At 43.3% G+C, this 11,649-nt stretch carries 9 protein-coding genes; 3 read left to right on the top strand and 6 right to left on the bottom strand.

Annotation, left to right across the window (positions count from 1 at the left end):
• Positions 1–3: 3 nt before the first annotated feature.
• Positions 4–1,167 (bottom strand): ADP-forming succinate--CoA ligase subunit beta, encoded by a 1,164-nt coding sequence (gene sucC, locus ACN0V2_RS00955; RefSeq protein WP_417548915.1) that lies wholly within the window; start codon positions 1,165–1,167, stop codon positions 4–6.
• Positions 1,168–1,307: 140 nt separating this feature from the next.
• Here sucC and pip point away from each other — a divergent pair, with 140 nt between their 5' ends.
• Genes pip through ACN0V2_RS00940 form a run of 3 tightly spaced genes read left to right on the top strand, consistent with a single transcriptional unit; the run spans position 1,308 to position 3,351 of the window.
• The gene (pip, locus tag ACN0V2_RS00950; RefSeq protein ID WP_417548914.1) at positions 1,308–2,273 is read left to right on the top strand and encodes a prolyl aminopeptidase; all 966 of its coding nucleotides are present in this window, start codon (positions 1,308–1,310) and stop codon (positions 2,271–2,273) included.
• The gene (dtd, locus tag ACN0V2_RS00945) at positions 2,270–2,713 is read left to right on the top strand and encodes a D-aminoacyl-tRNA deacylase (RefSeq protein WP_417548913.1); all 444 of its coding nucleotides are present in this window, start codon (positions 2,270–2,272) and stop codon (positions 2,711–2,713) included. The genes pip and dtd overlap by 4 nt, the downstream gene beginning before the upstream one ends.
• A gap of 11 nt (positions 2,714–2,724) precedes the next feature.
• Positions 2,725–3,351 carry a lytic murein transglycosylase gene (locus tag ACN0V2_RS00940; protein WP_417548912.1) on the top strand — a complete coding sequence of 209 codons (627 nt, stop codon included), beginning with the start codon at positions 2,725–2,727 and terminating at the stop codon, positions 3,349–3,351.
• Here the strand turns inward: ACN0V2_RS00940 and ACN0V2_RS00935 are convergent.
• From ACN0V2_RS00935 to ccoG, 5 genes are all read right to left on the bottom strand, one after another.
• Entirely contained in the window at positions 3,330–6,671 is a 3,342-nt protein-coding gene (locus tag ACN0V2_RS00935) for an EAL domain-containing protein (protein ID WP_417548911.1), read from the bottom strand. The two genes, ACN0V2_RS00940 and ACN0V2_RS00935, sit on opposite strands and share 22 nt — an antisense overlap.
• 318 nt (positions 6,672–6,989) lie before the next feature.
• Entirely contained in the window at positions 6,990–7,202 is a 213-nt protein-coding gene (gene ccoS, locus ACN0V2_RS00930; protein WP_417548910.1) for a cbb3-type cytochrome oxidase assembly protein CcoS, read from the bottom strand.
• 3 nt (positions 7,203–7,205) lie between these two features.
• Positions 7,206–9,662, bottom strand: a complete 2,457-nt coding sequence (locus tag ACN0V2_RS00925; protein WP_417548909.1) for a heavy metal translocating P-type ATPase — start codon at positions 9,660–9,662, stop codon at positions 7,206–7,208.
• A 29-nt stretch (positions 9,663–9,691) separates the two neighbouring features.
• Positions 9,692–10,198 (bottom strand): FixH family protein, encoded by a 507-nt coding sequence (locus ACN0V2_RS00920; protein WP_417548908.1) that lies wholly within the window; start codon positions 10,196–10,198, stop codon positions 9,692–9,694.
• Positions 10,195–11,616, bottom strand: a complete 1,422-nt coding sequence (ccoG, locus tag ACN0V2_RS00915) for a cytochrome c oxidase accessory protein CcoG (protein ID WP_417548907.1) — start codon at positions 11,614–11,616, stop codon at positions 10,195–10,197. The genes ACN0V2_RS00920 and ccoG overlap by 4 nt, the downstream gene beginning before the upstream one ends.
• Positions 11,617–11,649: the final 33 nt, after the last annotated feature.

Raw genomic sequence — 11,649 nt, 5'->3', positions numbered from 1 at the left:
TTATTACTCCCCTGCCGCAGTGACAGCCATGGCCGCTGCTTCAGTTAAATCTTGTGCAACGCGTAAATTCATTCCACTGTTTTCCAATAAAGTGCGGCCTAAGTCGGCATTGGTACCTTCCAAACGCACCACCACAGGTAATGCTAAGCCGACTTCTTTAGCGGCCTGCATAATACCTTGTGCAATCAAATCGCAACGGACGATCCCGCCAAAAATATTCACCAGAATCGATTTCACTTTTTTATCAGATAAAATCAGTTTAAATGCCTCAGCGACACGATCTGTCGTGGTACCGCCACCGACATCAAGGAAATTAGCCGGTTCACCGCCCTGCTTTTGAATCAAATCCATGGTGGCCATCGCCAACCCAGCGCCATTCACCATGCAAGCCACATTGCCATCTAGAGCAATATAGTTCAGCCCAAAGTCACGAGCGATGACTTCAGCAGGGTTTTCTTGGGTTGGATCAAATAAGTCAGCTAAATCGGTGTGGCGATATAACGCATTATCATCAACATTGATTTTGGCATCCAGGGCCAGCAAATCCCCTGCATCGGTGACGACCAGTGGGTTAATTTCCAACAGGCTGATGTCTTTTTCGCAGAACAGTTGATAGAGGTTTTGCATCAGCTGCTGTAATTGCTTGAATGCGGCGCCAGTAAGCTGCAGAAAGAAACCAGCCTGACGACATTGATAAGGCTGTAAGCCTGCTACTGGGTCAACGTATAAACTGAGGATGGCATCGGGCGTTTTCTCCGCCACTTCTTCTATATCCATGCCGCCCTCGGCAGAAATCATAAACACCACGCGTTGAGTGACACGATCCACCAGCAAAGCTAAATACAATTCGCGAGTAATTGACGATGGTGTTTCAATCCAGACTTTATTAACCGGTAACCCCTCAGCAGTAGTCTGATGTGTGATCAGTTGGCTTCCAAGCAGTGCAACAACGGCTTCAGTTACGGCAAAAGAACTGTCTTCTACCCGAACACCACCTGCTTTACCACGGCCGCCGCTGTGGACTTGAGCTTTTACCACCCAACGTTCACCACCAATTGCAGCAAGAGCAGATCCCACTTCATCTGGGCTGGATATCATCCGCCCATCGGGTGTGTTGATGCCATATTGGTTAAACAATTGTTTTGCCTGATACTCATGCAGGTTCATGTTGTGTTCGCCTTGTTTGTCTTTGCGGCTGCTGACAAGATATGGCAGCAGTTAAACATCATATTTTCGCCCATCAAGGTAATAATTACCATCATCTGACATGATATAGTTGCGTGCTGAAAATCAAGATGGAACAGCATATGCGTACTCTCTACCCTGATATCGAGCCTTTTCATAGTCAGCTATTGAGCCGTGAAGAAATGCCGGATGGTCGACGTCATGAGGTTTATTTCGAACAATGCGGCAATCCGCAAGGAATTCCAGTGATATTTCTGCATGGTGGTCCAGGCTCAGGATGTCGCCCGCAGCATCGTTGTTATTTCGACCCAACGCTTTATCACATCATTTTGTTTGATCAACGTGGTTGTGGACGTTCGCTACCCTCAGGAGAACTTGAACATAACACCACCGATTATCTGATTGCGGATATGGAAGCTATCCGCACATTACTTAATATCGATAAGTGGATGTTATTTGGTGGCTCGTGGGGTGCAACGTTAGCTTTAGCCTATGCTCGGCAGTATTCACAACATGTCTCAAACATAGTATTACGCGGCACTTTTCTTGGCAGACAACAAGATATCGATTGGGTGTATTCAGCGGGCGGGGCTTCTAGAGTGTTTGCTGAGGCATGGCATGCGCTAGTCAAAGATTTACCTGCTACTGAACAAACCAAGCCCTTGGCATATTACTACCAACAGTTAACGCAATCCGATGAGCAACAACAAATAGAAACGGCTAATACATTGCAAAACTGGGAAGCCACCATCGTTATGCTAAGGGAACAACATTACCAACCTGATATTGAACAATCTGCCGGCCCCTTGGCACATTCTCGAATCCAACTGCATTATGCGTTGAATGGTTGTTTTCTGGCTGACAAGCCTTTACTGGAAAGTATTGAAAAGATTAATCAAATACCGGCTGTCATTATTCATGGACGCTACGACATGGTATGTCCAATGCAGCAATCTTGGGAAGTTTATCAGCGCTGGCCCAAGGCACATTTTGAAGTATTGCCACTGGCTGGTCACGCAGCGAGTGAACCAGCCATCATTGATGCGCTAGTCAGAACAACAGATCGATTAGCATCACAACCAACATGATTGCCTTGTTACAACGCGTCAGCCAGGCAAGCGTCTGCATCAATAAAAATGAAAACATTGCCCAAATCGGTCAAGGTTTGCTGGTGTTGATTGGCGTTGAAAAAATGGATTCGCCTGCCGTAGCCGATAGATTATTACAACGAATTTTAAACTACCGAGTATTTAGCGACGCAAACGATAAAATGAATTTAAGTTTGCAGGATATTAACGGCGATTTATTATTAGTGCCACAATTTACCTTACCTGCTGATACCCGCAAAGGTAATCGCCCCAGTTTCACCCCAGCAGCTCCGCCAGATCAGGGTAAACAATTATTTGACTATCTATTGTCGCAGGCAAAGATGTTATCTGTTGTCGTCGAGTCAGGGCAATTTGGTGCAGACATGCAAGTTTCACTAACCAACGACGGCCCGGTCACTTTCTGGTTACAAGTTAATTAATTCGGATATTTATGCGTATATTGCTCAAACTTATTTTTGGTACCGCGTTAGTCATTATTGCCATTGCTGCATTAATGCTTGTCCCCTCACCACAACCAACAGCTCCCAAACCCTGGGAAGTAACGATTTTGCCTGATAATCAAATTGAAGTAATGGGTGTACATTTGGGAACCACGTCCTATGCAGAAATTCAGCAGATGTGGCGAGAAGCCGGTGAAGTTGCTTTGTTTATTACTGAAAATGAACGTATTACAGCTGAAGTTTTTTTTGAATCTATTAATCTTGGGGGACTATCAGCTCGAGTGGTGGTGAACCTGCAGCTGGATGAAGATGAGTTAAAAGCCATAGCTTCTCGAGCGGCTTCAGCAAAACTACAGCCCAGTGGTGCACGTCGTTATGATCCTGCATTTGATGATAAACAACGATTATTGGCAGCACCAGTAACGGCTTTAACCTATATACCTTCAGTGCGACTTGATGACGAAATGCTACATAACCGTTTTGGCGAGCCTGACAATATACGCACTGAATCAGAAGAGAGCGCGGCACAAATCTGGTATTACCCAGCGTTTGGCCTGACAGTTAGGCTACACCCGGAAGAACGCCCGGTGTTAACTTATACTGCCCGCACTTCTTGATCTGTTTGTTTTATAAATTCCATCAGGTCATTTAGATTTATGGCCTTGCTGAAATAGAACCCCTGAGCACGTTTGCACTGACTTTTTCGCAAAAATGCCAGTTGTTCAGCCGTTTCAACACCTTCAGCAACCACTTGCAAAGCAAGACTGTTAGACATCGCTAAAATCGCATTGACGATAGCGGCATCATCACTATCTTCAGTCACATCACGGACAAAAGTACGATCTATTTTTAATACGTTGAGTGGAAATTGTTTCAAATAAGACAACGATGAATAACCTGTACCAAAGTCATCAATTGCCAGTGTGATTCCCAGCAAGCTTAATTCGCCCAACGTTTGCACCGCTTGCTCAGTATTTTCCATTAACAGGCTTTCGGTAATCTCCAGTTCAAGGTTTTTTGCTGGCATCCCAGTTTGCTCTAACAAATTACGAACAAAATTGATTAACTGATTGCCTTTAAACTGACGACCAGAAAGATTAACAGCCATTAAAAAGTCATCTGGCAAATCTTGATGATTTGCCATAAAAGCTTCACAGGTCTTTCTCAAAACCCATTCGCCCACCGTGTTGATCAAACCAGTATCTTCCAATACTGGCACAAATATCGCCGGTGAGACATCGCCCCATTGTTCGGTATGCCAGCGTAATAACACCTCAGCACCCGCAACACGACCCGTTTCCAACTCAATCTGCGGTTGAAATTGCAGATAGAATTCTTGTAACTCCACCGCACGACGCAAAGCGGTTTCCATTGCCAAACGCTGTGATGCTTGGGCGTTCATTTCTGAAGAATAAAACTGAAAATTATTACGTCCCGTACTCTTGGCGTAATACATCGCCGCATCCGCATTTCTCACCAGCATATCCACATCACGACCATCGGCAGGATATAAACTGATACCGATACTTGGGCTAATGTTCACCTCGATGTTATCCAACATATACGGCAATGCGGTTGTGCTAAGAATTTTTTCTGCAACTTTGCCCACATATTGAGCAGAATTGATGTCTTCCAGAATAACGGTAAACTCATCACCACCTAATCTGGCTACTGTATCGCTGTCCCTAACACAAGATCGAATACGCCGAGCCACCTCGCACAGTAAAATATCACCAGCTTTATGGCCCAGTGAATCATTGATATGCTTAAAATGGTCTAAATCCAGAAAGAACACGGCCAGACGTCCGTTTTGACGTTTAGCTTTATGGATAGCATGTTCAAGTCGGTCTTTAAATACACCACGATTTGGTAAGCCAGTCAGAATATCGCTGCTGGCTAAACGCGTCAGTCTTTCTTCATTCAGCCGCTGATTGGTCACATCTTCATATAACCAAATAGATCCTTCTGTTGGATTTTCAGGATTAATCACCTGTCCGGCAACAGCACACCAGAATTTTTCACCATTGGCGCGAATCATTTCAACTTGTGCTTCAAAGTTTTCCGCCTCAGACAAAGCACTGTAAGCTTGCTCGCCAAACCGCTCAAACGCTTCTTCGCTTGGATGCAAACAAAGTGTGCTTTGGCCTTCAATATCCTCTCTAGAAAACAAAAACAGTTGTTCGAATTTATTATTCACCCTAATAATCTGACGGTTTTTAATAAAGGCGATACCCACCATGGCATTTTCGAGAATGGCATTTAATTCATTGCTGGTCTGAACTAATGCCAATTTAGTTCGCTTCCAGGAACTGATATCTGATATGACACAAACCCAGATATCATCGTCATATTCCGATAAAGGACTTAGTGACAACCACATGGTAAAGTTTTCACCGTAACAATTTCGACCTTCAAATTCTCGATTAACTTTTTGTGATCCCGCGATATCGGCTAGTGATGTAATGGCTTCAGTTGGCGCAAAAAACTGTAATAGATTTTGGCCTATTAGCTGGCTTTCAGTGGCTTGTAATATTTTTTCGGCAGCGGGATTACAGGAACTAATGGAGCCATCCGCTTGTAACGCTAGAATTGCTTCTGGAACACCATTTAAAATGGCACGAATTCGCGTTTCACGTATCTCTAAAGAATGTTTAGTTTCATCCAATGCCGCAATCAAAGATTGGGTTTGTGCTGCAAAAACATTGAAATCATTGGCAAGTAAATTAAATTCATTCTGACCATTATTAGTCGGCATGCGTGTATCAAACTTTTGTGCTGATAGATCATGCATGGCTTTGCGCAGTCTTTGCATGGGCTGATTGATTCGAGCGGTCATGGTTAAAACAAACCACGTAATTCCTAAAGCAATCACCAAACAGCTGATGATCATCCACCATCTTGCTGTTTTTGCCAGAGAGGCTGATTCTTGAGTTTTGATTAGCCCCTGCTCACCTACTCTGGCAGAAAGATTATTCAGATTAAGCATTAGAACTTCTAAAATATTAAGGCCCTGCTGCTGCACGAGTTTGGATGTTTCATATGTCTCGATTTGTCGGATCCGTAGTGTGTAAACGGAAATATCATCATCTACCACGAGGCGAAGAAAAGTATCAATTTGCTGTTGTAATTTATCGGCGAGTAGCAATAAATCAGGGTAGCTCTGTAGATGTTGTTTGATCACCAAAATATCATTACGCAGCCTTGATTCCTGCTCACGAATATCATTTTCCCGAATACTGAGCAATGAATCTGGCGTCTGTGCTTCACGAATCTGCTGGCTTAATTGGGATATACGTAACACATTAAGCATTAACGAATAACTGCTTCGTTCCACTTCACTGTATTGCTGCATTAAATCTGTTGTCGTAGCTTGAGTCGCTATATCAGCTGCTCGTAGAGATTGCATATTGCGGGTTAACGCTAAATCAATTTTTCCGGTAATCGTCTCGGCCAGCTCATTAATTTCCTCAGAGACTAACGATACACTCTTAGCTCGTTGCTCCAGTTCTTCTGCCAGTTGATGCTGGAACTGCATTTGCTGATATAACTGACTATCAGTTTCGAGAAATTGCTGGTAGTAATCACTCAAAACTGTGGTTAATTCTGGCGCAATATCCAACTGTTGAACACTGATCAATAATCGTTGCCATGATTGCTCAAATGCTGTTTCTAGGGGCTCGCGTTGAGGGACATTACTGAGTTCACCTGCATTTCGGGCACTGATAATCTGCTTTTGCCTAGAAATAAAAGCTGCCGCACTAGTACTGATTTGTCGTGCGTTATCAACTAGCGGAAACACTTGTTCAGTAAGCTGTAGCTGACTTTTGGTGTAATGATGATGACTAAATATTGCTATCGCAGCCATCACCAGCACCATTAATACAGTAATAACCGCCCAAAAATAAAGCAGACTACGGATGCTCCAATTCTTAAACATATTTTCCCTGTTCATGTTGTTCACATCCTGTTCATGAAGCTATTGTGAAAGCTCATAAAGCGTGTCATTCGAATTGACGCATTTTGACCTCAGCCTTTTCTGGTTCATACGCATCATCTAAGGCTAATAGTTTAAGGGGTTTCCCTTGAATCCCACCCGGCTCATTTACTATGGAAAAATACCTGTTTATTCCGACTTGCATTGACAGACCCACTCCAGATAGTGGACCTAATTAAAGCACTACTCATGCCAACTCGCACATTTGCCGCAAGTACATTTATAGTGTTTATGAAACCGATACTGCAAAGGGCAAACAGTCTAATCAGACTTGTGTTCATTATTCTGTTCGTTGTTATCCGAGTCTGATTTCGCCTCAATTTCTTCTGGATTAATATCGTCATCCATTAAAACTCGATTAGCGGCTCCTTCCATATCATCATATTGACCGCTGCGTACGGCCCAGAAAAATACGACAACACCCACTAACCCCAGCAATAACATGCCGGGTAAAAGTCCGTATATAACCTCCATAGTCTACCTCTTAAATATTCGACTAATCCTGGCAGCATTACCTATGACAAGTAACGAACTTATCGGCATCGTGATTGCTGCCAGTAAGGGACTGACTAATGCCATCATTGCTAATGGAACCATAATTACGTTATAGCTGATCGATAATACAATATTCTGGTGGATAGTGCGCAGGGTGCGGGCAGCTAAGCGCCGGGCTAATGCCACTTGACTTAATTGGTTATGTGACAAGACGATATCGGCACTTTCAATGGATACATCAGTTCCGGATGCTAGGGCTATGCCTACGTCAGCTTGGATTAATGCCGGTGAATCATTAATGCCATCTCCTACCATGGCAACACAATCACCCTGTTGTTGTAATTGTTGAATAAACCGACGTTTATCGGCCGGTAAAACCTCGGCCATCCGCTGAACATTGCCTAAATCCGCGGTAACTGAATTTACCACCTGCTGACGATCGCCGCTTAATACAGTTACTTTCAAACCATTCGCCAACATGTCGGAAATCATAGTTTTAGCGTCATCACGTAGTGTATCGAACAATCCTAAAATACCGATGAGTTTTTGATCGCTTGCCACAAACACACAACTGATGCCTTGTTGTTCAAGTTGATTCACTTTTGATTGCCATTCAGTGTTTAACTGAACGTTGTGAGACAGAATCCATTCAGCTGTGCCAACGATAATTTGTTTACCAGTAATCTCTGCTTCTACTCCTCTTCCTGGAGATGCATAAAACGCAGAAATCTCTAATATGGGAATATCCTGTTCTTGAGCAGCTGAAACAATTGCTTTTGCGATGCCATGCTCGGATTGTTGCTCTGCAGACGCGGCAATCTGCAATAAGGATTTTTCTGTTAAACCATCGACCGTTAAATACTTAACCAAGGTTAACTGGCCCTCAGTAAGTGTCCCCGTTTTATCAAACACATAATGTGTAACACGTGACAACGTCTCTAGTGCAACACCTTGCTTGATCAAAATACCGTTGCTGGCACCTACCCCGCTCGCCACAGCAATAGACATTGGTGTGGCCATGCCAAAGGCACACGGACAAGTCACCACTAATACAGATGCCGCTGCCAGCAAAGCTTTTTCAAAATCACTACCGACCCAAAACATAAAAGTCATTGTCGCTAGTGTTAGTGTGATAACAACAAACCACGGCACGATTTTATCGGCTAGTGTTTGAATGGGGGCTTTTGAGGTTTGCGCCTCATCCATCAAGGCAATTATTTTAGCCAGGGCAGTATGTCTTAATACTTGCTGCGCTCTTACCACAAAGGCGCCTTCACCATTGATAGTACCCGCTACGACTGTGTCATTAAGTTGTTTACGTACCGGTTGTGATTCACCGGTCAGCATCGATTCATCTACGGCACTCTCACCCTCAGTCACAACGCCATCTACCGGGATATTTTCGCCTGGGCGAACTAGCACTAAATCCCCTACTTTTACCGAACGAATTGGCAGCGTTTTTTGTAAACCCGATTCAACTATGGTGGCTAGTTTTGGCTGTAATTCAAGCATTCGACGCGTTGCCGATAATGCATTACGTTTGGAAAGCGCTTCTAAATAACGTCCAATAAGAATAACGAAGATAAAGTTCACTACCGTATCAAAAAAAACCTCACCATCTAGTGATCCAGTGAAAGTAATATAAGTTGAATACAGATAAGTCGCTGTAGCGCCGATTGCTATCGGTAAATCCATTGTCAGATAGCGACTACGTAACCCAATAATTGAATTACGGAAAAAGGGATAACCCGAGTAAAGCAGGGTGGGTGTAGCAATAAAAAAGCCTACCCAGTGAAACAAGTTACGAAATTCATCTTCTGCTGCACCGGAATAAAGTGCGATCGAAACCCACATCAGATTCATCATCGCAAAACCAGCAAATGCCATGCGATAGACCAAACCACGATGTCGCTTAGCCAATGCCCCCTCTGCAGTTTCAGGATCGAAGGGAACAGCTGCATAACCAAGCTTGGCTAAATGTTGCATTAAAACCGATAAGGAAGTTTCGCGATTATCCCAGTGGATTCGGCAACGTTTAGCCGTCAAATTAACATCAGCTGCCAACACACCCGGCAGTTTATAAAGTGCATGTTCAATTAACCAAACACAAGCAGCACAATGAATGCCATCAATTAATAGAAATATACTGCGTTTTTCGTCTAAGTTATCGACATAGTCTGCCTGGATTTCATCAATATCATAGGCATGGAAATCATTGGCGGTATCTGGGGGTGGTGCGAGTAATTCACCCTCTGGAGTTTTTTTATAAAAGCTTTGTAAGCCCGCAGCATAAATCGTCTGACAGGCCATTCTACAACCATGACAACAAAACTGATGTGTGGTTGACTGAATTTGTGCAACAAATTCACCTGGGTGATTTACAGGAAGCCCACAGTGAAAACAATCGCAGGCTTTAACTTGCGTAGTAGTTTCAGACAATGATTTTCAACTTACCAATGATCGTGGTTTTAAGGATCTATATATATACGGCGTGTGATCAAAAACTCTTCTTCACCACGTTTGGCTTCAACGATAATGTCCCAGTTCCCCGGTAAGCCAAATTCGATATCAACACCATAGCGGCCAAGTCCAATTGTGTTCATCTCAACCGAAAAATCCTCACGCATATCAGATGGACGATATGCAAACAGAGTGACTGAATCTAACTGCACAGCAGCAGAGTTTTTTCCTTGGATAAAGACTTCATAAGCCTGGCGTTGATTCACCCGACTTTTGGCTGGAGCCATTATTACGCCATTCCACCCTAGTAATTTTTCCTGTTCGATTTGCAACTCTTGCTGAGCGTATTTCTTGCCACGCTCATAATAATTATCAACGACCAGATTAGGTGGCGACTTAAACGCCAGATAGACAAATATGATATTCATCGTCACAAACGTGCATAAAAATGCTAAAAATCCTAGTACCCATGGATTTTTTAATGCTTGAGTATTTTCTTGTGAAATAGCCATCATTTCGGCCCCATAAAGATACTTTCGTATTGCACAGAAATATCTGGATTAGAGACAACATTTGCAATGAAAGTAAGATGTTCTAGTGCGGTATTAAGTTTATCCTCTGGAACTCTAACCAATGCCTGCAAGGGAATAACTTTACCTGGTTCGATAATAACGCTCTCCTCAATACCATGCAAAGTTGCCCCATCTAATCCGCTGATAGCATATTGAACTTCCATGGTCTCATGCGTCTTGTTGAGCATTTTGAGGGTATATCGATTCTGAATAGAGCCATCACTTAGCTGGACAAACACCGGTTGTCGATTCTGAATGACCTGAAATTCAGTGGTCGATAACGTGGCAAACCCATACCCTACGCCCGACAGAGCAATCATTAAAATAAAAGAATAAATTATAACCCTTGGTCGTTTGTATAGAGCAGCTGGCGCAGCATTATGATGTAAGTCTTTGTATGAAGCGTAACGGATCAATCCCCGTGGCTGATTGGTCTTATCCATAATACTGTCGCACGCATCAATGCACATGCCACATGTAATACAGCCTTCTTGTTGTCCTTTACGGATATCAATTCCAGTGGGACAGACAGCGACACAAACTTTGCAATCAATACAGCTGCCTTTACTCGAGTCTACCGCACCTTTTTTTAGTTTACCGCGAGGTTCTCCACGTTCGGCATCATAAGCTGGTAAGACTGTATCCTGGTCATACATAACCCCTTGCAAACGTGCATAAGGACACAGCCAGAAACATACCTGTTCACGCATAAAGCCAGCAAAAACATAAGTACCGACAGTAAACATGCCCAACACGATCCAGGCCGCCAATGAGGCTTGAAGTGTGAAATAGTCATGCCATAGTTGGAAGGCATCAGTAAACCAGGCAGCAAACGTTACGCCTGTTAATAATGCAATTGCCAACCACAGGCTATGCTTTAAGGTAATTCGTGAGATTTTACTGATGGAAGCTGGCGCATTTTTAAATTTCATCGCCTTCTGTGGGGTATCGCCTTCTATTCGTGTTTCGATAAAGGTAAAAACATCTGTCCATACCGTCTGAAAACAAAAATAACCACAAAAAACCCGTCCTGCAATACTGGTTACAGCTGCGAGTAATATGGCAAAAAACAATAAGGTAAGGGACAACATCCAGATATCTTGGGGGAAAATAGTGATATCTAGAAAGTGAAATTGGCGATTAGGAATGTCGAAAAGAATGGCTTGCTTGCCATCCCAACGTAAATAGGGTCCGATAAAGAAAATAAGCCAAACTGACATGCCAAACCATTTGAGTTTTCTAAAACGACCTGACATACGTTTTGCTACAACTTTAGTGCCGCCAGCATTCACATGCCAGTCAGAGACCTCATCATAGATGTCGTTAATATTGAGCTCAGATGACTTTAGTTGATCCGACACGGTTTGTACCTCATTCACAACTTATCCGATGGA

Origin of the sequence: Methylophaga sp., from assembly GCF_048266885.1 — a bacterium.
GTDB lineage: Bacteria > Pseudomonadota > Gammaproteobacteria > Nitrosococcales > Methylophagaceae > Methylophaga.
This window is presented reverse-complemented; position numbering and strand designations above follow the sequence as displayed.

Bases quoted from the DNA above. Each gene is read 5' to 3' on its own strand.
- sucC (WP_417548915.1), bottom strand. From the start codon at position 1,167: ATGAACCTGCATGAGTATCAGGCAAAACAATTGTTTAACCAATATGGC.
- pip (WP_417548914.1), top strand. From the start codon at position 1,308: ATGCGTACTCTCTACCCTGATATCGAGCCTTTTCATAGTCAGCTATTG.
- dtd (WP_417548913.1), top strand. From the start codon at position 2,270: ATGATTGCCTTGTTACAACGCGTCAGCCAGGCAAGCGTCTGCATCAAT.
- ACN0V2_RS00940 (WP_417548912.1), top strand. From the start codon at position 2,725: ATGCGTATATTGCTCAAACTTATTTTTGGTACCGCGTTAGTCATTATT.
- ACN0V2_RS00935 (WP_417548911.1), bottom strand. From the start codon at position 6,671: ATGTTTAAGAATTGGAGCATCCGTAGTCTGCTTTATTTTTGGGCGGTT.
- ccoS (WP_417548910.1), bottom strand. From the start codon at position 7,202: ATGGAGGTTATATACGGACTTTTACCCGGCATGTTATTGCTGGGGTTA.
- ACN0V2_RS00920 (WP_417548908.1), bottom strand. From the start codon at position 10,198: ATGATGGCTATTTCACAAGAAAATACTCAAGCATTAAAAAATCCATGG.